The sequence below is a fragment of the Faecalibacterium sp. An192 genome (assembly GCF_002160175.1).
Taxonomy (GTDB): domain Bacteria; phylum Bacillota; class Clostridia; order Oscillospirales; family Ruminococcaceae; genus Faecalibacterium.
This window is the reverse complement of the sequence record NZ_NFKB01000017.1, coordinates 33,995-56,441: the sequence shown is the minus strand read 5'-3', so window position 1 is coordinate 56,441 and position 22,447 is coordinate 33,995. Positions and strand designations below refer to the sequence as shown.

Sequence of the window (22,447 nt, the reverse complement as noted above, 5' to 3'; positions counted from 1 at the left end):
GTACTGGGGCGCTGGGGTTGGGTCTGCATGGCCAGCAGCCGGGCTTTCAGCTCATCGGGGGCCTTCAGCTCGTCCACCTCCATTTGATATTCAAACCATTTCATCCTCGATTTCCTCCTCCAGCATGGTATGTAGAAGGGCCCGCGCCCGGTGCAGCCAGCTGAGCACCGTATTGGTGGGTGCGCCCACCAGCCGCCCGATCTCCGCCGCCGTATACCCCTCGTAGTAGTGCAGATAAACGGCATTTCGGTAATGTTCGGGCAGGGCGCGCACCGCGTCCAGCACGCTGCCGTCGGCAGCCGCCGGCGCCGGCATGGTCTCATCCAGAGGGACATCCTTCTGGCTGGCCGCGCGGGTCAGATCATGGCAGCGGTTGATGGTTACCCGCAGAAGCCATGCTTTCAGGTGTTCTTCGCTGGAAAAGCCGCCGCGGTACCTCAACAGCTTCTCAAACACATCCTGAACCACGTCTTCTGCATCGGCGGTACTGCTGCAGTGATGCACTGCTGCACGGTACACCGTGTCACTGTATTTCTCCACCGCAAGGCGGAACAATTCTTCCTGACTGATACGCCACATAGTCGCTCCTTTACCGGCTTTGCAGGCCCTTTCACCTGAGATACGTTTTGCCCCTGGCAAATATTGCATCCAACCGCCGGTGTTTTTTATGGTGACCGCCCGGGCGGGTCCGGGCAGGCTGTTCGCTTGAATCCGGCTCTATTGTACCATCTCCTGTGGTACAGAGCAGGCGCTTTGCGCCGATTTTGCATCCATATCCTTTGGATATTATACCGTGTCCGCCAAAGCGGACAAAAACCAGTCCGCGCGGCGCGCGCACTACTGGGTCAAATAGCTGCTTTTGCAGCTATTATACCGTGTCCGCCAGAGCGGACAAAAACCAATCCGCGCAACGCGCGTACTTCTGGGTCAAATAGCTGCTTTTGCAGCTATTATACCGTGTCCGCCAGAGCGGACAAAAACCAATCCGCGCAGCGCGCGCACTTCTGGGTCAAATAGCTGCTTCTGCAGCTATCTTTTGCAGCTATTATACCATGGCCCGGCCCAAAACAAAAGGCCCCCGCTCCCTGAAAAGAACTGCCAGCCCAGCCAGCCCCTGCCTGCAAAAAAGCCAGGCCCGGGGGCCGGGTCTGGCTGTGCCGATGCAAAAGTATCAGAACTGGGACCGCCAGCCCGCCTCAAAGGCCTCCTCGAAGGCCCGTTCGGCGGGGGTGCCGGGGGCCGGAATCTCCACCGTCTCCCCCGTCCAGGAGGACAGGTAGATGGCATTGGAGAGGGTCAGGCTCTTGCGGCCCTCCTCCCAGGGGGCCAGCAGGTCCCCGCTGCGGCCGGTGCGGACGCAGTCTGCAAAGTTCCGCAGCACATCCGCGTAGGCGTCGGGGTCCTTCTCCATGGGATGGGTCTCCCAGTGGGCGGACGGCTTCTCAAAGCCGGTGCCGGGGGCGTTGCGGTACTCCAGCTCGGGGCGGTCCAGGCGGGCAATCTTGACCCCGTCGGGCTCGCAGACGATGAGGCCGTCGTCCAGGGCGATTTCCAGCCGGTTGACCCCCGGGGCCTCGCCGGTGGAGGCAGTGAACACGCCGGTGGCGCCGCCGGGCCATTCCAGATAGGCGGTGACCTCGTCCTCCACCGGGATGGGATGGTATTTGCCGTTGTGGCAGAAGGCCCGGGTCCGGGCCGGCATGCCGCAGATCCACTGAAGCATATCCAGGTTGTGGGGGCACTGGTTCAGCAGGGTGCCGCCGCCGTCCTTCTCCCAGCTGCCCCGCCAGCCGCTGCCGGCATAGTAAGCGTTGGACCGGTACCAGTCGGTCACCGTCCAGCTCACCCGCTTCACCTTGCCCAGCTGGCCGCTGTGCACCAGCTGATGAATCATACGGTAGGACGGGAAGGTCCGCTGCTGGAAAATATACCCGCACACCAGCCCCTCGGGGCGGGCCTGTTCCATCTGGCGGGCCTGGCTGCTGCGGATGCCGGCGGGCTTATCGCTCAGCACGCACAGTCCCCGCTGCATGGCGGCCTCCGCCTGCTCCTGATGGAGCCGGTGAGGGGTGGCGATGATGACCGCATCCAGCGCCAGCTGTCCGGCATCCACCGCCGCAAACAGGGCGTCCGCCGTGGGGTACACCGGCAGATCCTCCGGCAACGTCAGGCCCCGGGCCGCCAGCATCTCGGGCTTCACCCGGGTGACCGCCGCCAGGGCCATCCCCGGCACCTTCCCCGCCAGCAGCAGGCCCGCATACTGGCTGCCCATATTTCCCATGCCGATGACGGCGGCGCGAAGGATTTCTTGTTCTCTCATGGTGCAAACGCCTCCCTTTTACTTCCAGATGCGGGGGCCGCTCTGGCGCTGATACCAGCCGCCGGACAGCCCCTGCCCTGTGGTTTCCTGTTCCAGTCCCGTCCCGGGGGTCACCGCCGGGGACGTCATCAGCAAAGCCGTATAGGCGTCCTCCAGCGCGTCGGCCAGGGGGTAGATCTCCTCCCCTGTCTCCATGTACCGCTTCATCCCCACCAGCATCCGGGCGATGGCGGTTTCGTCCTCCGGCAGGCCGCACCGGCCGAAGGGCGGCGCATACAGTTCCCGGCCCCGGAAGGTGATGCCCAGCACCTCCCCGCCGGGGTCCTGGCGGATGTCCAGGGTATCCCATTCGGGCAGGTTGGCCTGGTTGAGCCAGAAGACCTCCCGGCCGTCCAGCTCGCCCCGGGTGCCCCGCAGGCGGAGGGTCCGGGGCCGGATGGGGCTGCGGTACTGGTCGGACATGAAGTCATAAGACCCGGTGCGGCCGCTCTCATACTCAAACAGGGCCTGGCGCTGTTCCTTCATCACCACCCGGCCCTCGGTGAGGACCTCGGTGCGGGTGCGGGTGTCGGTGACCGGCACCAGGAAGGTATTGCCGGTGACGCGGAACTCCTCCCGGCCCAGGCCCAGCAGGCCCCGCAGCATGCCGGCGGCGTGGTAGTCATGCATGGCCGACAGATACGCCGACACCGGCTCCCCCAGCAGGCCGCTGTCCATCAGCCGCAGCACTGCGGTATAGTAGGGGTAGAAGCGGTACTGCTCCGCCACCTGGACCCTGGCCCCCGCCTGCTGCATCCGCCACAGGGTGTCCAGCTCCTCCCGGGTGAGGGCGGCGGGGGTCTCGGACAGCACCCCGAACCCACGGTCCAGCCACTGGCGGACCACCGGGGCCATATTCTGCTTGCTCACCGCCGACACCACAAAGTCGGGGCGGCTGTCGGCCACGTCCGCCTCCCGGGAGGTGGCGGGCAGGCCGTATTCCTGCCGGAGACGGGCCGCCTTTTCCTCGGTGCGGCAATAAAGGGCGGTGAGCTCAAACTGCTGGGGCAGGGCCTGGGCGATCCGCCCGTAAAACAGGGACCGCCAGCCCGAGCCGATGACGGCATACCGGATTTTCTGCATGGTGCGCTACCTCCTGCTTGTTCTCTAAAACGCGAAAAGGCCCCACAACGTGCTCGTTGTGAGGCCTCCTCTTGGAGCTGGTGACAGGAGTTGAACCTGCAACCCACTGATTACAAATCAGTTGCGCTGCCATTGCGCCACACCAGCAGAAGTGAATACACAGATAGTATACCACTTTGCCGGCGTTTTGGCAAGGCAAACTTATTTCCCGGCTCCGGCCCGGAGGGCGGCGTCCACCGCCGCAAAGTCCTCCAGCGTCAGCTGTTCGGGGCGGACCCGGGGGTCCAGGCCGGCGGCTTCCAGGGCCGCGGTCACCTGGGGCCGGGGAATGCCCAGGCCGGCGGCGATGGAGTTGGCGGCGGTCTTGCGGCGCTGGCCAAAGGCCGCCCGCACCAGGGCAAAATAGGCTTTTTCGTCCGGCACCGACACGGCGGGGGTGGGGCGGATATCCATCCGCACCACCGCACTGGTGACCTTGGGGGCGGGATAGAAGCTGCCGGCCTGGACGCTGAACATCATCCGGGGCTGGGCAAAATACCGGACGGCGCAGCTGACCGCGCCGCTCTCCCGGGTTCCGGGCAGGGCCGCCAGCCGCTCGGCGGCCTCCTTCTGGACCATGACGGTGATGTTGTCGATGGGGAGCTTGTCCTCCAGCAGCTTCATGATGATGGGGCTGGTGATATAGTAGGGCAGGTTGGCGCAGACCACCACCTTCATCCCGGGGAATTCCTGGGCGGCCAGGGCCTTCAGGTCGGTCTTGAGGACGTCCTGCAGGACCACCTTCACGTTGTCAAAGCCGGCCAGGGTTTCCTCCAGCACCGGGGGCAGCCGCTTGTCCACCTCCACCGCCACCACCTTGCCGGCGCGGCGGGCCATCTCCTTGGTCAAAACGCCGATGCCGGGGCCGATCTCAATGACGCCGCAGCTGCGGTCGATGCCGGCGGCGTCCACAATCTTGGGCGGGACCCCCGGGTTGACGATGAAGTTCTGCCCAAAGCCCTTGGACAGGGCGAAGTCGTATTTCTCACACAGGGCGCGGATGGTGGCAAGGTCGGTCAGCTCCATAGGGGGTTCTCCTCTCTCTCAAACCCACAAAAGACCTCCGGCGCGGGCCGGGGGTCTTTTGCAAAAACAAATTCTTCTCAGGCGGCTTCATCGCCGGAGGCAGCTTCGCTGGAAGCAGCCTCACTGGATGCGGCCCCGGTGGAGGCGGCCGAATCGGCGCCGGCGTCCTCCGCAGGGGTCTCGGCCGCTGCGTCCTCGGGGACGGCCTCACTGGAGGCGGCCTCGCTGGCAGCGATCATGCCGCTGACGGTGGCGCTGCCGGTCATGGTCTGGGCGGTGCTGACCGCGCGCTGGACCTGGGGATCGGTGTCCAGGGTGAAGTCGTAGAAGGCGCCCTGTTCATCGCTGTTCAGAGCCCGCTCCACGTCCACCGTCAGGCCGGTGCCGTCAAAGCTCTCGCCGTTGGAGGCCACCAGCTTGGCCACCGTGACCACCACGGCGCTGCCGTCGCTCAGGCGCTGGGGGCTGCTCTGGATGGTGCCCTTGCCGTAGGTGGTGGTGCCCACCAGGCGGGCGCCGCTCATATCCCGCAGGCAGCTGGCGAACAGTTCCGCTGCGCTGGCGGTGTTGCCGTTCACCAGGCAGACCATGGGCAGCTCCACCACGCTGTCCCCGCTGCTGCTGCCCAGGGCCTCACGGGTGCCGTCCTTGGCCTCGGCCCAGGCCATGACCCCCTCGGGGCAGACCAGGTCGATGCAGTTGAGGGCAGCGTCCAGCAGACCGCCGGCATTGTCCCGCAGGTCAAAGATCAGGCTGGACGCGCCGGCGCTGCGCAGGCTGCGGATGGCGTAATCCAGCTCGCTGAGGGTGGTGGCGTCAAACTGGCGGATCTTGATATAGCCCACGTTGCCCGCCGTCATCTGATAGTCCACCGTGGTGGCGATATAGCCCGAACGGGTCAGGTCCACCGCCTGTTCGGTGGAGGTGGAGTCCAGCCAGGCGATATGCACCGTGGTGCCCGCCTCGCCCCGGAGCCGGGCCTGGATGGCGTCGGCGCTGCTGAAGGTCTTTACATCCTCGCCGTCAATGGAGATGATGTAGTTGCCGGCGGTGATACCGGCCTCCTGGGCCGGGGAACCGTCGTAGACCTTCAGGACCTTGGCGTAGCCGGTCTGGTCCTGGGCCAGCTCCACACCAATACCCATCAGGACGCCGTTCTGGATGTCCAGCAGCTCGGTGTAGGCCTCGGCGGTGTAGTACCGGGCGTAACGGTCGCCGGTGCCCACCAGGTAGCCCGCCGCGATGGTGTCATACAGCAGGGTCTCATCGATGGTGTAGTAGTCATTGCTGCGGACGTAGCGGTCCAGCTCAGCAATCTTGCTGTACATGTTCTCTTTTTCCTTCACGTTGCTGACGGTGCTGTCAAACAGCCGCATGGCCAGCAGCATGGTGACCGAGAAGGTCACGGTCATGGCCAGGATGACGATGGTCAGCATCATCCCCACCGAGATTTTCTTATTCATCGGCGCCTCCTATCAGCCCAGCAGCATCGCAACGGTGCTGCCCAGCAGCGACAGTGCCAGCAGCCCTGCCAGGATGATGCACGCGACGCGCTGAAAGCGCTTGTGTTTATCGGTTTTCATACTTTCATACCGCCTCTCTGCGTTTTGGGATCAACTTAAATGGGAATGTAACTGCGGGGGTTCACCCGTCCGGCGTTGGTCTTGCCCTGCCAGACCTCCAGGTGGAGGTGGTTGCCGGTGGAGTTGCCGGTGGAGCCCACATAGCCAATGACTTCGCCCTGGCTGACGTAGGTTCCCTGCTTGGCGGCAATCCGGCTCATATGGCCGTACAGGGTGGAATAGGCCTTGCCGTCGCTCATGGTGCCGTGGTAGATGACCACGTAGTTGCCGTAGCCGCCGGTGCTCCAGCCTGCCACCGACACATAGCCGCCGGCGGCCGCATAGATGGGCGTACCGCCCGGGGCGGCAAAGTCGATGCCGCCGTGGAGCTTATACACGCCGGTGACGGGGTTGGTGCGGTAGCCGTACTCACTGGAAATGCGGCTGTAGGTCTTGAGGGGGCAGATGAACCCGGTGAAGCTCAGCTGGCTCTGGCTGGCGGCCGCCGACGAAATGATGGACTGAATCTGCTGCTGCACAGCCTCATAGTCCATTTCATCCGACTCGATGGCCTCCTGGGCCTCCTTCTGGGCGGCCGCGGCCTCGTCCTGGGTCAGCTGGGCCTGGGAGATGCTGGCGTTCAGCTCGCTCTGCTTGGCCTGCATCTGGTAGTTTTTGGCGTCCAGGTTGGCCTTCTGGGTTTCCAGGGCGGCCTTTTCGGTCTCCAGCTGCTTATGGTCGTTCTCCAGATCCAGCTTGGCGGCCTCCAGGTCGTCCAGCATCTGGGTCTCCTTGACCGAGATATCCTGCATCATCTCGCTGAAGGTCAGCAGCTGATACAGGTCGGTGACCGCCGACAGCATGGCCACGCTGCCGCCTTCCCGCAGCTCCTGCATGGCACCCATAAAGGTCTTGAAGTCGGCCCACTGGTTGTCAATGTCGATTTCCTTCTGGTCGATCTCGGCCTGTTTGGCGATGATCTCCTGTTCCTTCTGGCCGATGGCGTTCTGGACCTGGGCAATCTCACCCTTCAGCACCGAAATCTGGCTCTGGATCACGGTGACCTGCTGGCGCAGCTCCTCCTCCAGAGCGGCAGCGGCACTCTCCCGCTTTTTGGCGTCGGCCAGCTCCTGACGGTGCTGGGCCATGCTGGACTGGATCTGTTCCAGCTGTTTCTGCAGGTCGGACACGCTGGTGGCCGAGGATGCCTGCGGCACGGCGCTGAGGGCCGTCATCAGGCAGAAGGCCGCCGTCAGCAGACTGACCGTCCGCAGCAGCCGCTCCTTCAGCCGGATTCTCTTTCCATGCTTCGCCGTCTTCACCAATGCCCCTCCTTTTGTTGTCAACACGTTGTCGCACCCGGTCATCAGACGTTCAGGTGCTTGCGGATCGAGAACAGGCTGCCCAGGCCGCCCACCAGGGCGCCGCCGGCCACGCTGCTGGTGAGCACGGTGGACCAGACATCGTCCACCGGCACCAGCGAGGTGCCCAGCAGGATCTCCCACACGCCGCTCAGGCCGCTGGCGGCGCTGATGAGGTAGTAGTACAGACCCAGCACGCTGCTGGCCGACACCACGCCGGCGATCAGGCCGATGGCCAGGCCCTCCATCAAAAAGGGCAGGGTCACCAGCCAGTTGGTGGCGCCCACGTACTTCATAATCTCGATCTCACGGCGGCGGGCAAAGACGCTCAGGCGGATGGTGCTGCCCACCGTGATGACGCTGACCACCATCAGCACCAGCACGAAGGCCCGGCCCATCCGGGTGACGCCCTCCTGGATCTGGACAAAGATGCTGCCCATCTCCACCGGGGCGGTGACTTTCACCACGCCGGGTATCGTCTCCATCTGGCTGCTGATCCGGTTCAGCTGGCTCAGGTCCGCCACCGTCACGCGGTAGTTGGCCTTGAAGGGGTTGTCGTTTTCAAACTCGTCCCAGAGGGCTGCATATTCCTCCATGTAGCTCTCGTAGGTGTTGAGGACGTCCTGTTTGGACATATAGCTGACGTTGGTCACGCCGCTGATGGCGGAAATCTGCTCCCCCACCGCCGCGGCGGTGGCGTCGTCGCAGGCGGGGTCCAGAAAGACCACCGTCTCGTTTTGGCGGCCCAGGTAGCCGATCATGCTGTCCACATTGACCTCCACCAGGCTGGCCATGGTGTTCAGGCTCATACAGACCGCCAGGGACGCCACACAGGCGATGGTCATGGCCCAGTGGGTCCCCAGGTTGCGCAGGCCGCGCCCGGTCAGAAATCCAAAAGTTGAAAGTTTCACAGGACTGCCTCCTCACGCGCAGCAGGCACATCCGAGACGATCCTGCCATGATTCAATGTAACAACACGCTGATGGAACCGGTGGACCAGCTCGTGCTCATGGGTGACCACCAGGACGGTGATGCCGGTTTTGCTCACCTGCTCCAGCAGCTCCATCATCTCGAGGCTCAGCTCGGGGTCGATGTTGCCGGTGGGCTCGTCCGCGATGACCAGCTTGGGCGCATGAACCAGGGCCCGGGCCACCGCCACGCGCTGCTGCTCGCCGCCCGACAGGTAGTCGGGGTAGCAGTTGGCCTTGTCCTCCAGGTGCACCAGCTCCAGCATATAGGGCACCCGCTCCTCGATCTCCTTTTGGGCGATGTTGGTGACGTGCATGGCGAAGGCCACGTTCTCATAGACCGTCATGCTGGGAATGAGGCGGAAGTCCTGGAAGATAATCCCCATCTGACGGCGTATGTAGGGGATCTTGTGGCGGCGCAGGGCGGCGATGTCGTTGCCGTTCACATACACCTTACCCTCGGTGGGGACAATCTCCCGCAGGATCAGCTTGAGCAGGGTGGATTTGCCCGCGCCCGAGTGACCCAGCAGAAAGACGAACTCACCCGGGTCGGCGCGGAAGTTGATGTCCTCCAGCGCCAGGCGGCCGCCCTTTTTGTATTCCATGGATACGTGTTCAAAATTCACCATTGGTATATCTGGCATGGGTATACGTCTCCGTTTTTCAGATTTTTTGCCCTGAGGCAGTCAAAAACAAGACCGGCCCCACGGTGGCCGCCGGCCGGTCCGCACCGGCGCGCCGGGCGCCGGGGTACGTCTTTGGTTGAGCTGGGTCCCCGCCGGCCTGCGGGCCGGGCAGGGGCCAGGCCGCAAAAGGCGGAAACCCCCTGCCCCGCACTCAGGGCATGAGGTCCCGCCCCCACGGGCGCCGCCGGGCGCCTTAATATTTGGCCGGGTTGTTGGACAGGTACTTCTTGACCATCAGCGCCACCTTGAAGACGATGGCGTCGTCAAATTCCCGCAGGTCCAGGCCGGTCAGCTTTTTGATTTTTTCCAGGCGGTAGACCAGGGTGTTGCGGTGGACAAACAGGCCGCGGCTGGTCTCGGACACGTTCAGGTTGTTCTCAAAGAAGCGCTGGATGGTGAACAGGGTCTCCTGGTCCAGGCTCTCGATGCTGCCCTGCTTGAAGACTTCCTTCAGGAACATCTCACACACGGTGGTGGGCAGCTGATAAATCAGGCGGGCAATGCCCAGGTTGTCGTAGCGGATGATCTGCTTCTCGGTATCAAAGACCTTGCTGACCTCCATGGCGATCTGGGCCTCCTTGAAGCTGGTGGCCAGATCCTTGACGTTGGAGATGGGGGTGCCGATGCCCACCACCGCCTTGATGTAGTGCTCACCCGACAGGGTGTCCACAATGCTGGCGGCCAGCTTCTCCATGTCGGAGCGGTCGATGCCCTTGCGGATCTCCTTGACCAGGACGGTGTCGGTCTCGCTGATGTTAAAGACGAAGTCCTTCTGCTTGTCCGGGAACAGGCTGCTCACCACGTCGTAGGCTGAGATGTCGCCGCCCGACACCACGCGCACGATGAACACCACCCGGGACACATCGGTGGCAAAGTGAAGCTCCCGCGCCTTGGCGTAGATATCGCCGGGCAGGATGTTGTCCAGGACTACATTCTTGATGAAATTGGCTTTGTCGAACTTTTCGTCGTGATACTGCTTGATGCTCTGCAGGCTGATGGCAAGCACCGCCGCAAACTGAGCCGCCACTTCATCGGCGCCCTCCACAAAGACCGCATAGTCATTGTGCTTGGCGCTGGAGAACTGCTGATAGCTGTAACCGCCCCGGGCAAAGCAGTCCTTACCGGACACACGCTCGGCCACAAAGTCCTCCTGCACCTCGCCGATCAAATTCAGCTCAGAGCAGGCGATCACGGCACCGGTCTCATCCACCACACCGACCACACGGTCGATCGCGTCCTTCATCTGGTAGATCACGCTCTGAAATACTCTGTTGGCCATAAACGCATACCCCTTTTCCTCGATTGTGCGGGCCCGGGAAGCTCCGATTGGCATATTTCCACAATTTCGCCGCACTACAATCTATATTTTACACAAAAGAATTTACTTTTGCAACATATTTCACCAAAAAAGATTGGTTTCTCTTGGTGAAATTATCTCCCAGGGCATTTTTCGGGCCAAAAACCCCTTGAAAGCGTGATTCTGACCTCTATTTTATCTTGAAAATGTGATGCTTGTTTGAAAGTCTGGTGAAAGCCGGCCCTCACCGGACGGCAATTTCCGCCACTTCGGCGGCGGTCAGCTCCCGCCACTGGCCGGGGGCCAGGGCGTCATCCAGCCAGACGCTGCCGATGGCCTCGCGGTGAAGGGCGTTCACGCCGGCCCCATAGACCCCGAACATCCGCTTGATCTGGTGGTACACCCCCTGGCGCAGCACCACCCGCACCGTCAGGCCGTCCGCCGACAGGGGCGTCACCTGGGCCGGGGACAGTTCCAGCCCGTCGGCCAGGGTGACCCCGGCGGCAAAGCCCTCGGCCATCTCCCGGGTAAGGGGGGTGTCCAGGGTGACCCGATAGGTCTTGGGCACATGGCGCCTGGGGGCCAGGATGTCGTGGGCAAAGGCCCCGTCGTCGGTAAGCAGGACAAAGCCTGTGCTGGTTTTGTCCAGGCGGCCGGCGGGGAACAGCTCCCGCCGGGGGTAGGCGCTGCGCACCAGGTCCACCACGGTGGTGTCCCGCCGGTCGCTGGAGGCGCTGACCACCCCCTCGGGCTTGTTCAGCATGATGTAGACAAAGTCCTGATGGGTGCGGCTCTGGCCGTCCAGGCCGATCTCGTCCACCTCGCTGACCTGCTGGTCGGGCCGCTTGCAGACGGCCCCGTTGACGCTGACCCGTCCGGCGCGAATCATCTCCCGGCTCTCGCTGCGGGTGCACTGGGCGGCCTCGGCAATGTACTTATCCAAACGCATGGGATCTGTTCCCCTCCTCTCCCGGGCGGCAGGCCCGGACCCGCCGGCGGTGCGGCGGGGTGTATTGTGCCTCTTATTGTATCATATTTTGGGGCGTTTGGGAATGAATACATTTTTCTTTCGGGCCAAAACCCCGCCGCCAGCCAAAACCCCCGCCTTCCCGGGTCGGGAGGGCGGGGGTGAGGGTTACGGGGTCTCCCAATTCAGTTTGGGCGGGGTTTTTTCATTTACAGGAGAAGTATACCAGCCGCCGGCGGCCTGGCTCAGACCAGTCAAGCTTTCATTGCCATCAAAGGCGGTCTTCCAGGTAACGGTGTTGCCGTCCACCTTGGTGGCATTGATATCGCTTTCAGAGTCTCCTATACCATGTGTCGGGCCTGTGCCGCTCCAGTAGCAGGCGGTGACGGTGCCGCCAAAGACGATGCCGCCAACGGAGTAGGTTAAGTTATACCCCACCACGCCGCCAGCTCTGTTGCCGGAGACGGAGCCGTTTGCATGGTAGCAGGCGGTGACGGTGCCGAAGTTGAAACCCACCACGCCGCCGGCTTCGTAGCCGCTCACAGAGCTGGTGGAGCAGCAGGCGGTGACGCTGCCGCCGTTGTTCTGGCCCACCACGCCGCCAGCGAAGGTATCACCAGAGCCAGTGGCTGTTACATTGCCGGTGGAGGAACAGCCGGTGACGCTGCCACCGTTCTCGCCCACCACGCCGCCGACGCAACTGGCGTCGGCGATGGCGCTGATGGTGCCGCCAGTGATATGGCAATTCTCAATGATGCCGCCGTTGTTGGTGCCCGCCACTGCACCAACGTAACCGATGCTGGTGGTGTCGCCGAAGTCCTCGCCGGTGGTAACGCTGGTGTAGGTGCTCTTGACATTGGGGTTGTCCAGGGTCAGGTTCTGCACTGTGCCGCCCTGGATGTAGCCGAACAGGCCGACGTAATCATCGCTGCTGCTGACGCTCAGCCCGGAGATGGTGTGTTTGCCGCCGTCAAAGGCGCCGGTGTAGGGGTTTTGTTCGGTACCGATAGGAATCCAAGTGTCATCGAGGGTGACATCACAGTTCAGGGTGATATTGACGGAAAGAATGGTATTTGCCTCGGGCCAGTTCAAATCTTCGACCAGCTTTTGCAGACCTTCCGAGGTATTGATGGTGTAGTTTCGATCGTCTACCTTGGTATAAGGATCTTTTGACGGAGCAGGCTCATCATCTTCGTCCTCGTCGTTGTCGTCGGGCTCATCCTTGTCGTGGCTGCCGGCCCGGAGCACCTCCACGTCCACCGCGATGTAATAGCCGCCCTCGGCCTCGATCATGGCCACCCGGGCGGTGTAGCTGCCGTCATCGGGCAGGGCGCCAAAGGCGCTGGCCCAGCCGTTGACGGCGCTGCGGGCTGCGGCGTCGGGGTCGGCGCCGGACTGGAACACCAGCTCCACCCCGCGGTCCCCCTGCCGGCCCTCCTGCAGCTGGCGCAGGGTCAGCCGGACGCCCGAGAGGTTCAGCTCCTCCACCAGGGCCGCCAATACCTCCTCCTGGGTGGAGCCGGCCGCGGCGGCTTTTTTCAGGGCGGCGGTGAGGCCGCTGTCCGTCTCCACGGTCACGTTGTCATACAGATTGCTGAGCAGGTCGGCGATCACCTGGGACAGGGCTTTGCTGCCGCCGCAGCCTGCCAGCAGGCTCAGCGCCAGCGCCGCCGACACCAGCAGCGCCGTCAGCTTTTTCATACAGGTCATGGGTTCCTCCTTTGGTTTGCGTCCGAAAAGGTGTACCTTTCCGAACAGGCCAAAGGGGGCCGGTTTATTGCTTTAAATGGATTGATATCAGGATCTTTTTCTGGTATAATTTTACATGACAGATGTCCAAACATCCCGTCCGGAAAAGTACACTTTTTTGAACGGACAGCCGGGCTGTGCAAAAACTGCTGAAACCAAAAAAAGTCCCAGCCGGACGACATGTGCGTACGGCTGGGACACCTACAGGGAAATTTGCCGCAGAACCGCGCACTCGGCCTTGCGGCCTCGCACACTCTCTGCGGCAAATTTTGTCCCCAGGGGCAAACACAGCGACCGCGTCCTGTGGACGAAACAGGGAGCTGTGTTTGGCTGCGCAGCCGAGGCGCTGCCTGCGGCAGAAACAGCCGAGGCGGAACAGGGGCCGCCGTCCAAATTTTCAAGCGGACTGCGTCCGGCGCAGAAAATTTGGGTAACGGCAACCCGGGGCAGCGCTCCAATTTTCGCAAGGGCGCACCTGCGGCCCGCCGGGAAAATTGGCCAAGCGCAAGAGGACAGCGGTCTGTCTTTTGCAAGGGCGCCGCGACGCCCGCCGCAAAAGCAGGGAACCGCAACCAAGGAATTTCTGCCACGCACATGCGTGCAGAAATGGGTTCCCCCTAAAGCGTGTCGTTTTTCGACACGCTCAAACACCCCCCGCCCCAATCCAGGGCAGAGGGTGTTTTTTATTTATACGGTTTCAGGCGGGCGGGCTCAGACGCTCAGGTCGGCGTTCTGGTCCAGGGCCTCGGGGTACCGGGCAAAGATGGGCTGCAGGATATTGGCCAGGAACTCCTCCACCTGCTGGGGAGCGCGGCCCACAAAGTTCTCGGGGATGAAGCCGGCCTCGATCTCCTCGCGGGTCAGGCCAAAGGCCGGATCTCCCGCAATCCGCTCCACCATGTCGTTGGGCAGGCCCTCTTCCTTGACCTGCTTGCCGGCGGCGATGGCGTGCTGGCGCAGGCGCTCGTGGAGCTCCTGACGGTTGCCGCCCTTCTCCACCGCCTGCATCATGATGTTCTCGCTGGCCATGAAGGGCAGCTCGGCCATCAGACGGCTGCGGACCACCTTGGGGTAGACCACCAGGCCGTCGGTGACGTTCAGCATGATGTTCAGGATGGCGTCGGTGGCCAGGAAGCCTTCCGCCATGGCGACGCGCTTGTTGGCGCTGTCGTCCAGGGTCCGCTCAAACCACTGGGTGCCGGCGGTGAAGCTGGGGTTCAGCACATCCGCCATCAGGTAGCGGGACAGGGCGCAGATGCGCTCGCAGCGCATGGGGTTGCGCTTATAGGGCATGGCCGAGGAACCGATCTGGTTCTTCTCGAAGGGCTCCTCCATCTCCTTGAAGTTGGCCAGCAGGCGCAGGTCGGTGGCAAACTTCATGCAGCTCTGGCCGATGCCGGCCAGGGCGTTGAGGATGAAGGCGTCCACCTTGCGGCTGTAGGTCTGGCCCGACACCGGGATGACGGCGCTGGGATCAAAGCCCATCTCTTTGGCGATCTCGGCGTCCACGGCGCGGATCTTGTCGGCGTCGCCCTTGAACAGCTCCATGAAGCTGGCCTGGGTGCCGGTGGTGCCCTTGACGCCCCGCAGCTGCAGGGTCTCCAGGCGATGCTCGATCTCGCCCAGGTCCATCACCAGCTCATTGGCCCACAGGGTGGCGCGCTTGCCCACGGTGGTGGGCTGGGCGGGCTGGCCGTGGGTGTAGGCCAGGCAGGGCATATCCTTGTATTCCCTGGCGAAGCGGGCCAGCTTGGCCAGCACGCCCACCAGCTTGGTGCGCACCAGTTCCAGGCCCTGGCGCATCACGATGATATCGGTGTTGTCGCCCACATAGCAGCTGGTGGCGCCCAGATGGATGATGCCGGCGGCCTGGGGGCACTGCTGGCCATAGGCGTAGACGTGGCTCATGACGTCGTGGCGGACCAGCTTCTCCCGGGCGGAGGCCACATCGTAGTTGATGTCGTCCAGGTGGGACTCCAGCTCGGCGATCATGGCGGGGGTGATGTTGTCCAGGCCCTGGTTCATCTCGGCCCGGGCCAGGGCCACCCACAGGCGGCGCCAGGTGCGGAACTTATTGTCGTCCGAGAAGATATACTGCATCTCGTCCGAGGCATAGCGGGTGGAAAAAGGACTGATATAGCGGTCATGCTGAGACATTGGTTTCTCTCCTATCTGGCCCGGCCGGCTGGGGCCGGGCCCTGCAACGTCGAACCTTACAGGCGGAAGTAATCCACGCCGCCCTCAAAGATGGGCTGGAACTTGTCGCCGGCGACGTTCTCACACAGACGGTCGCCGCGGCGCTCCGAATGACCCATCTTGCCCAGGATACGGCCGTCGGGGCTGGTGATGCCCTCGATGGCCAGCAGCGAGCCGTTGGGGTTGTAGCGCTGGTCCATGGTGGGCTGGCCGTCCAGGTCAATGTACTGGGTGGCCACCTGGCCGTTGGCCACCAGCTGATCCAGAACCGCCTGGGGCGCCACAAAGCGGCCCTCGCCGTGGCTGATGGGCACCAGGAACTCCTCGCCCAGCTGGCACCGGCTCAGCCAGGGGCTGCCGGTGGAGGCGATGCGGGTGCGCACCAGCATGCTCTGGTGGCGGCCGATGGTGTTGAAGGTCAGGGTGGGGTCCTCCGCCGTGATGGGCCGGATATCGCCGTAGGGCACCAGACCCAGCTTGATGAGGGCCTGGAAGCCGTTGCAGATGCCCAGCATCAGGCCGTCCCGCTGGAACAGCAGGCGGCGGACCGCCTCGGTGACGGCCGGAGACCGGAAGAAGGAGGCGATGAACTTGGCGCTGCCGTCCGGCTCGTCGCCGCCCGAGAAGCCGCCGGGCAGCATGACGATCTGGGAGGCGTCGATGGCCTTGACCAGGGCCTCGCAGCTGGCGGTGACGTCGGCGGGGGTCAGGTTGCGGATGACCAGGATCTCGGGGTCTGCGCCGGCGGCACGGAAGGCCTTGGCGGTGTCATACTCGCAGTTGGTGCCGGGGAACACCGGGATGATGACCTTGGGCTTGGCCACGCCGATCTTGGGCGCGGCGGGCGGGGTGATCCTGCCCGAGATGGGCTCCACGGCGGGGCCGGCCTTCCGGTAGGGGTAGACGGGCTCCAGCTTGGACTCCCAGACCTCCTGCAGGGCGGCCATATCCAGGGTCTCGCCGCAGGCGGTGAAGGTGTAGTCGTGGACGGTGACGCCCAGCAGCTTGCCGGCGGGGGCGCCGGTGGCAATCTCCAGCACCAGAGAACCATAGGCGGGCTCGAACAGCTCCTCCATGGACATGTCGGCGATCATCTCAAAGCCTACATGGTTGCCCAGGCCCATCTTGAACAGGGCCTCGGCGATGCCGCCGTAGCCCACGGCGGAGGCGGACAGGACAATGCCCTTCTCCATCATCTGGGCGGCGATGAAGTAGTTGGCCTTGAGGGATTCAAAGTTGGGGGTGATGCCGTCCTCCTTGTAGAAGGGGCGCAGCAGCACCACCGAGCTGTGGCTCTTCTTGAACTCGGTGGAGACCACATGGTTGGTCTTGCCGATGGCGGTGGCGAAGGACACCAGCGTGGGAGGCACATCCAGGTCCTCGAAGGAGCCGGACATGCTGTCCTTGCCGCCGATGGCGCCGATGCCCAGGCCGATCTGGGCGTCCAGAGCGCCCAGCAGGGCGGCCAGCGGCTTGCCCCAGCGCTCGGGCTTGTCGCCCAGGCGCTCAAAGTACTCCTGGAAGGTCAGGTAGGCGTCCTCATACCGGAAGCCGGCGGCCACCAGCTTGGTGACGCTGTCCACCACCGACAGCATGGCGCCCTTGTACTGGTCGGCGCTCATGAGGTAGGGGTTATAGCCCCAGGCCATGCCCGAGCAGGTGGTGGTCTCGCCATCCACCGGCAGCTTGGCCACCATGGCCATCTGGGGGGTCAGCTGGTACATGCCGCCGAAGGGCATCAGGACGGTAGCGGCGCCGATGGTGGAGTCAAACCGCTCGCTGAGGCCCTTCTTGCTGCAGACGTTCAGGTCGCCCACCATGGACTTCATCTTCTCGCCGAAGGTCTCGCCGGCCCACTGGGGCTGCCAGACGGTGCCGCGCTCCACATGGACCTTCTGGTGCTTTTCGGCGCCGTTGGAGTTCAGGAACTCGCGGCTGATGTCCACGATGGACACGCCGTTCCACACCATCTTGAGGCGCTTTTCCTCGGTGACGGTGGCCACCACGGTGGCCTCCAGGTTCTCCTCCGAGGCCAGGGCGATGAACTTATCCACGTCCTCGGGGGCCAGGGCCACGGCCATCCGCTCCTGGCTCTCGCTGATGGCCAGCTCGGTGCCGTCCAGGCCCTCATACTTCTTGGTGACCTTGTTCAGGTCGATGAACAGGCCGTCAGCCAGCTCGCCGATGGCCACCGACACGCCGCCGGCGCCGAAGTCGTTGCAGCGCTTGATCATCCGGCAGGCGTCCTCACGGCGGAACAGACGCTGGAGCTTGCGCTCGATGGGAGCGTTGCCCTTCTGGACCTCTGCACCGCAGCTCTCCAGGCTCTCATGGTTGTGGGCCTTGGAGGAACCGGTGGCGCCGCCGATGCCGTCGCGGCCGGTGCGGCCGCCCAGCAGGACGATCTTGTCGCCGGGGGCGGGGCACTCGCGGCGGACATGGCTGGCGGGGGTGGCGCCCACCACCGCGCCGATCTCCATCCTCTTGGCCACATAGCCGGGATGATAGATCTCATCCACCTGGCCGGTGGCCAGGCCGATCTGGTTGCCATAGGAGGAATAGCCGGCGGCTGCGGTGGTCACCAGCTTGCGCTGGGGCAGCTTGCCGGGCAGGGTCTCGCTGACCGGAACCAGGGGGTCCCCTGCGCCGGTGACGCGCATGGCCTGATAGACATAGCTGCGGCCGGACAGGGGGTCACGGATGGCGCCGCCGATGCAGGTGGCTGCGCCGCCGAAGGGCTCGATCTCGGTGGGGTGGTTATGGGTCTCGTTCTTGAACAGGAACAGCCAGTCCTGCTCCTCGCCGTCCACGTCGCACTTGATCTTGACGGTGCAGGCGTTGATCTCTTCGCTCTCGTCCAGGTTCTTCAGGATGCCGCGCTGTTTCAGGGTCTTGGCGCCGATGGTGGCCATATCCATCAGGCAGCGGGGCTTTTTGTCCCGGCCGGTCTCCTGGCGCAGGGCCATGTAGCGGTCAAAGGCGGCCTGGACCACTTCGTCGTCGATCTGGACGTCGTCCAGGATGGTGCCGAAGGTGGTGTGGCGGCAGTGATCCGACCAATAGGTGTCGATCATCTTGATCTCGGTGATGGTGGGGTCACGGTGCTCGCTGCGGAAATACTCCTGGCAGAACTTGATGTCGCCATAGTCCATGGCCAGGCCCTTTTCGGCGATGAAAGCCTTGAGGCCGGCCTCATCCAGCTCACCAAAGCCGGTGAGGGTGGCCACGGCCTGGGGCACGGCATAGGTCATCTTGAGGGTTTCCCGCACATCCAGAGAGGCCTCCCGGGCCTCCACCGGGTTGATGACGTACTTCTTGATCTCGGCCAGCTCGGCCTCGGTCAGGCTGCCTTCCAGCAGGTAGACCCGGGCCGACCGCACCAGCGGGCGCTCGCCCTGGCTGATGAGCTGGATGCACTCAGCGGCCGAATCGGCCCGCTGGTCAAACTGACCGGGCAGGTACTCCACCGCAAAGGCTGCGCCCTCGTGGGCGGGCAGGGTATCATAGGTATTGTCCACCGGGGGCTCGCTGAACACGGTGTTGGCGCACTGGCGGAACAGCTCCTCCGAAATATCCTCGACGTCGTAGCGGTTGAGCAGCCGCAGGCCGGTCAGGCTGCGGATGCCCAGCAGGGTGGTCAGCTCATTCTGGAGCTGACGGACCTCGCCGTCGAAGCCCGGCTTTTTTTCCACATAAATTCTGTAAACCATAGGCTCATCTCCTCTGTACTGGATACAGCTTTTTATCCGTCCGGCCCCCGACGGGGCAGCCCGGTTTCCAGGCCGGGCGGCCCGCAAGGGGTCCTTTTTGCTTTTTGTCTTCCCTGCCGCCGGGGTTACTTCTGGGCCTCCAGGGCCTGGAGGGCCCGCCGGCCGATGTCGCTGCGGCGGTGGAGCTTGTCAAAGTGAATCTGGTCGGCAGCCTGATAGGCCTTGGCCAGGGCGGCGGGCAGGTCCCCGCCGGTGGCGGTGACGCCCAGCACGCGGCCGCCGGAGGTGACCAGCTTGCCGTCCTTGACGGCGGTGCCGGCGTGGTAGACGGTGACGTCCTCTGCGCCGGGCAGCTGGCCTTCGGTCAGGCCGGTGATCTCCTTGCCCTTCTCATAGCTGACGGGGTAGCCGCCCGACGCCAGAATGACGCAGGCCGCCGCGCCGTCCCGGAACTTCACCTCGGTGTCGGCCAGAGTGCCGTTGGTGCAGGCGTTCATGACGGTCAGCAGGTCGCTGTCCAGCAGGGGCAGCACCACCTGGGCTTCGGGGTCGCCAAAGCGGCAGTTGTACTCGATGACCTTGGGGCCGTCGGGGGTCAGCATCAGGCCGAAGTACAGGCATCCCTTGAAGGGGCAGCCCTCGGCCTCCATGGCCCGGATGGTGGGCAGGAAGATCTCCTCCATGCACCGCTGGGCCACCGCCGGGGTGTAGTAGGGGTTGGGGGCGATGGTGCCCATGCCGCCGGTGTTCAGACCGGTGTCGTTGTCGCAGGCCCGCTTGTGGTCCATGGAGGACACCATGGGCTTGACCACCTTGCCGTCGGTGAAGCTGAGGACGCTGACCTCCGGGCCGGTGAGGAACTCCTCCACCACCACCCGGCTGCCCGATGCGCCGAACTTCTTGTCCAGCATGATCTCCTGGATGCCGGCCTCGGCGGCGGGCTCATCCTCGCAGATCAGCACGCCCTTGCCCAGGGCCAGGCCGTCGGCCTTGATGACCACCGGCCAGCGGTTCTGGGCCCGGATATACTCCATGGCCTTGGCGGGGTCGTCGAAGGTCTCATAGGCGGCGGTGGGGATGCCGTATTTCTTCATCAGGTTCTTGGAAAAGACCTTGGAGGCCTCGATCCGTGCGGCGGCCTTGTCGGGGCCAAAGGCGGGGATGCCCACCGCGGCCAGGGCATCCACCATGCCCAGGGCCAGGGGGTCGTCCTGAGCCACCACCACGTAGTCGAACTTTTCCTCCTGGGCGAAGGCCACCATGGCCTCCACGTCGGTGGCCTTGATGTCCCTGCACCTGGCGTCATAGCCGATGCCGCCGTTGCCGGGGGCGCACCAGATCTCACCGCAGTCCGGGCTCTTTTTCAGGGCGCGGATGATGGCATGTTCGCGGCCGCCGCCGCCCACTACCAGAATTTTCATCGCAGTATCCCTCCCCTTTCCGGCTCAGTGATGGAACAGCCGCAGGCCGCAGAAGGCCATGGCGATGCCGTACTTGTTGCAGGTGTCAATGACCTGCTGGTCGCGGATGGAGCCGCCGGGCTGGACAATGGCGGTGACGCCGCTGCGGCGGGCCCGCTCGATGTTGTCGCCGAAGGGGAAGAAGGCGTCCGAGCCCAGGCAGACGCCGGTGACGTGGCTGAGGTACTCTTTCTTTTCCTCGGCGGTCAGGGGCTCGGGCTGGCGGGTGAAGGTCTCGGCCCACACGTCATCGCCGATGACGTCCTCGGGGGTGTCGCCGATGTAGACGTCGATGGCGTTGTCACGGTTGGGCTTGGAGACGTCGTCCCGGAACGGCAGGTTCAGCACTTTGTCCATGTGGCGCAGCTGCCAGTTGTCGGCCTTCTGGCCGGCCAGGCGGGTGCAGTGGATGCGGCTCTGCTGGCCGGCGCCCACGCCGATGGTCTGGCCGCCCGAGACGTAGCAGACGCTGTTGGACTGGGTGTACTTCAGGGTGATGAGGCTGATGATCAGATCCCGCTTCTGCTCCTCGGTCACCTCTTTATTCTCGGTGACAAAGTTGTTCAGCATGGTGTCGGCGTTGATCTCCAGCTCGTTGCGGCCCTGCTCAAAGGTGATGCCGTAGACCTGCTTGCGCTCGATGGGGGCGGGACGGTAGGCCGGATCAATGGCCACCACGTTGTAGTTGCCCTTCTTCTTGCCGGCCAGGATGGCCAGGGCCTCGGGCTCATAGCCCGGGGCGATGATGCCGTCCGACACCTCATGCTGAATCAGCTTGGCGGTGGGCACGTCGCAGACGTCGCTCAGGGCGATCCAGTCGCCGAAGGAGGACATGCGGTCGGCGCCGCGGGCCCGGGCGTAGGCGCAGGCCAGGGGGGACAGCTCCATGGCGGGGTCAATGTGGTACATCTTCCGCTCCACCTCGGTCAGGGGCAGGCCCAGGGCCGCGCCCGCCGGGGAGACGTGCTTGAAGGAGGCAGCCGCCGGCATCCCCAGAGCCTTTTTCAGCTCAAACACCAGCTGGATCGAGTTGAGGGCGTCCAGGAAGTTGATGTAGCCCGGGCGGCCGTTCAGGACGGTGACGGGCAGGTCCCCGCCGTTCTCCATATAGATGCGGCTGGGCTTCTGGTTGGGGTTGCAGCCGTATTTCAGAGCAAGTTCGTTCATTGCAATACCTCCGCGTTCAAATAAGTCATCCGGTTGAAAGGACGGGTTATTCCATTTCCTCGGGCAGGAGGGCGGGCTCCTCGGGGTCGTCCATCGAGCTGTCCACGGCTTCGTACTTGTTGTAGATCAGATCGCCGCTCTCGCCGCTCTCCAGGTCGATGACCCGGGCGAACAGGCTGACCTTGTTGTCCGGGTTCAGGTTCTCCCACAGGCCCTTGGCAAAGTCGCCCACCGTGCGGGGGCAGGCAAACCGCAAAGGCTCGCCCTCAAAGCTGGGGATGGGGTTGCCGTTGCACTTGTAGGTGCTGATGAAGTGGCCCTCCCCTGCCACCGGCTGGGGATAATCGAAGAAATAGCGCTGGACGCTGTCCCCGTTGCCGTCGGCGGACTTGAGAATGCTCATCTGGTAGCTGCCGTCGGCGTAGACCACCGCCGAGATGCGGGGGGTCCAGTTGGGGCCGTCCGGCTCAAAGGTGCGGGTGCGCAAAGCATCCGCAAAGCTCTGGCCGCGGCACATGCCGTCGTAGATGGTGTCGGTCTGGTCGCCGTTGGTGACGATATGGGTGGAGCCCAGGGTCAGCACCGGGTTATAGATGATGAGGCTGGGGTCCTCCAGCTTGGCGGGGTCGGCGGCCATGGTGCAGATGCCGCCCCGCTCGGGCAGCGGATCAAAGACGCGGTTGCGGCTGTTGGCGCTGCGGCCCATGATGAAGTAGCCGATGAACATCTGGCGTCCGTCGGGGGCCATGGCCACGGCAATGCCCCGGCCGGGATATTCGTTGTTCGCCAGGTAGACGTTCAGGTCGATCTTTTCCAT

The 22,447-nt window shown here is 63.8% G+C and carries 16 protein-coding genes and 1 tRNA gene; all 17 read right to left on the bottom strand.

What is annotated here, in order from left to right:
* Positions 1-90 precede the first annotated feature (90 nt).
* The gene (locus B5F27_RS07290) at positions 91-579 is read right to left on the bottom strand and encodes an RNA polymerase sigma factor (protein ID WP_087247514.1); all 489 of its coding nucleotides are present in this window, start codon (positions 577-579) and stop codon (positions 91-93) included.
* Between the two features lie 592 nt (positions 580-1,171).
* Entirely contained in the window at positions 1,172-2,320 is a 1,149-nt protein-coding gene (locus B5F27_RS07285) for a Gfo/Idh/MocA family oxidoreductase (protein WP_087365885.1), read from the bottom strand.
* A gap of 18 nt (positions 2,321-2,338) precedes the next feature.
* Complete coding sequence (locus B5F27_RS07280) at positions 2,339-3,442, bottom strand: Gfo/Idh/MocA family oxidoreductase (protein WP_087365882.1); 1,104 nt, start codon at positions 3,440-3,442, stop codon at positions 2,339-2,341.
* 72 nt (positions 3,443-3,514) lie between these two features.
* Positions 3,515-3,589: transfer RNA gene (locus tag B5F27_RS07275), tRNA-Thr, on the bottom strand.
* Positions 3,590-3,643: 54 nt separating this feature from the next.
* Positions 3,644-4,507: a 16S rRNA (adenine(1518)-N(6)/adenine(1519)-N(6))-dimethyltransferase RsmA gene (rsmA, locus tag B5F27_RS07270; protein WP_087247520.1), complete on the bottom strand. Its 864-nt coding sequence runs from the start codon at positions 4,505-4,507 to the stop codon at positions 3,644-3,646.
* Positions 4,508-4,584: 77 nt separating this feature from the next.
* Positions 4,585-5,970 carry a S41 family peptidase gene (locus B5F27_RS07265; protein ID WP_087365880.1) on the bottom strand — a complete coding sequence of 462 codons (1,386 nt, stop codon included), beginning with the start codon at positions 5,968-5,970 and terminating at the stop codon, positions 4,585-4,587.
* Positions 5,971-6,125: 155 nt separating this feature from the next.
* Positions 6,126-7,391, bottom strand: coding sequence for a M23 family metallopeptidase (locus tag B5F27_RS07260; protein WP_242962119.1), 1,266 nt, complete (start codon positions 7,389-7,391; stop codon positions 6,126-6,128).
* Between the two features lie 44 nt (positions 7,392-7,435).
* The gene (locus tag B5F27_RS07255) at positions 7,436-8,341 is read right to left on the bottom strand and encodes a permease-like cell division protein FtsX (protein ID WP_242962118.1); all 906 of its coding nucleotides are present in this window, start codon (positions 8,339-8,341) and stop codon (positions 7,436-7,438) included.
* The gene (gene ftsE, locus B5F27_RS07250) at positions 8,338-9,027 is read right to left on the bottom strand and encodes a cell division ATP-binding protein FtsE (protein WP_087365874.1); all 690 of its coding nucleotides are present in this window, start codon (positions 9,025-9,027) and stop codon (positions 8,338-8,340) included. The genes B5F27_RS07255 and ftsE overlap by 4 nt, the downstream gene beginning before the upstream one ends.
* A gap of 250 nt (positions 9,028-9,277) precedes the next feature.
* The gene (locus tag B5F27_RS07245) at positions 9,278-10,363 is read right to left on the bottom strand and encodes a helix-turn-helix domain-containing protein (protein ID WP_087247528.1); all 1,086 of its coding nucleotides are present in this window, start codon (positions 10,361-10,363) and stop codon (positions 9,278-9,280) included.
* A gap of 262 nt (positions 10,364-10,625) precedes the next feature.
* Positions 10,626-11,330, bottom strand: coding sequence for a pseudouridine synthase (locus B5F27_RS07240; protein ID WP_087365870.1), 705 nt, complete (start codon positions 11,328-11,330; stop codon positions 10,626-10,628).
* Positions 11,331-11,516: 186 nt separating this feature from the next.
* Positions 11,517-13,058: a GLUG motif-containing protein gene (locus B5F27_RS07235; protein ID WP_087365867.1), complete on the bottom strand. Its 1,542-nt coding sequence runs from the start codon at positions 13,056-13,058 to the stop codon at positions 11,517-11,519.
* Positions 13,059-13,808: 750 nt separating this feature from the next.
* Positions 13,809-15,254, bottom strand: coding sequence for an adenylosuccinate lyase (purB, locus tag B5F27_RS07230; RefSeq protein WP_087365865.1), 1,446 nt, complete (start codon positions 15,252-15,254; stop codon positions 13,809-13,811).
* Positions 15,255-15,310: 56 nt separating this feature from the next.
* Complete coding sequence (locus tag B5F27_RS07225; protein WP_087365862.1) at positions 15,311-19,003, bottom strand: phosphoribosylformylglycinamidine synthase; 3,693 nt, start codon at positions 19,001-19,003, stop codon at positions 15,311-15,313.
* 125 nt (positions 19,004-19,128) lie between these two features.
* Positions 19,129-20,424 carry a phosphoribosylamine--glycine ligase gene (gene purD / locus B5F27_RS07220; RefSeq protein ID WP_087365859.1) on the bottom strand — a complete coding sequence of 432 codons (1,296 nt, stop codon included), beginning with the start codon at positions 20,422-20,424 and terminating at the stop codon, positions 19,129-19,131.
* A gap of 24 nt (positions 20,425-20,448) precedes the next feature.
* The gene (locus tag B5F27_RS07215) at positions 20,449-21,630 is read right to left on the bottom strand and encodes a phosphoribosylaminoimidazolecarboxamide formyltransferase (protein WP_087365856.1); all 1,182 of its coding nucleotides are present in this window, start codon (positions 21,628-21,630) and stop codon (positions 20,449-20,451) included.
* 46 nt (positions 21,631-21,676) lie between these two features.
* Positions 21,677-22,447, bottom strand: coding sequence for an IMP cyclohydrolase (locus B5F27_RS07210; RefSeq protein ID WP_087365852.1), 771 nt, complete (start codon positions 22,445-22,447; stop codon positions 21,677-21,679).

What these genes read in the sequence shown, in the direction of transcription:
- B5F27_RS07235 (WP_087365867.1), bottom strand. Translation starts at nt 13,058, where the DNA reads ATGACCTGTATGAAAAAGCTGACGGCGCTGCTGGTGTCGGCGGCGCTG.
- B5F27_RS07285 (WP_087365885.1), bottom strand. Translation starts at nt 2,320, where the DNA reads ATGAGAGAACAAGAAATCCTTCGCGCCGCCGTCATCGGCATGGGAAAT.
- B5F27_RS07210 (WP_087365852.1), bottom strand. Translation starts at nt 22,447, where the DNA reads ATGGAAAAGATCGACCTGAACGTCTACCTGGCGAACAACGAATATCCC.
- purD (WP_087365859.1), bottom strand. Translation starts at nt 20,424, where the DNA reads ATGAAAATTCTGGTAGTGGGCGGCGGCGGCCGCGAACATGCCATCATC.
- B5F27_RS07215 (WP_087365856.1), bottom strand. Translation starts at nt 21,630, where the DNA reads ATGAACGAACTTGCTCTGAAATACGGCTGCAACCCCAACCAGAAGCCC.
- ftsE (WP_087365874.1), bottom strand. Translation starts at nt 9,027, where the DNA reads ATGGTGAATTTTGAACACGTATCCATGGAATACAAAAAGGGCGGCCGC.
- B5F27_RS07290 (WP_087247514.1), bottom strand. Translation starts at nt 579, where the DNA reads ATGTGGCGTATCAGTCAGGAAGAATTGTTCCGCCTTGCGGTGGAGAAA.
- B5F27_RS07280 (WP_087365882.1), bottom strand. Translation starts at nt 3,442, where the DNA reads ATGCAGAAAATCCGGTATGCCGTCATCGGCTCGGGCTGGCGGTCCCTG.
- purB (WP_087365865.1), bottom strand. Translation starts at nt 15,254, where the DNA reads ATGTCTCAGCATGACCGCTATATCAGTCCTTTTTCCACCCGCTATGCC.
- B5F27_RS07245 (WP_087247528.1), bottom strand. Translation starts at nt 10,363, where the DNA reads ATGGCCAACAGAGTATTTCAGAGCGTGATCTACCAGATGAAGGACGCG.
- B5F27_RS07240 (WP_087365870.1), bottom strand. Translation starts at nt 11,330, where the DNA reads ATGCGTTTGGATAAGTACATTGCCGAGGCCGCCCAGTGCACCCGCAGC.
- B5F27_RS07225 (WP_087365862.1), bottom strand. Translation starts at nt 19,003, where the DNA reads ATGGTTTACAGAATTTATGTGGAAAAAAAGCCGGGCTTCGACGGCGAG.
- rsmA (WP_087247520.1), bottom strand. Translation starts at nt 4,507, where the DNA reads ATGGAGCTGACCGACCTTGCCACCATCCGCGCCCTGTGTGAGAAATAC.
- B5F27_RS07265 (WP_087365880.1), bottom strand. Translation starts at nt 5,970, where the DNA reads ATGAATAAGAAAATCTCGGTGGGGATGATGCTGACCATCGTCATCCTG.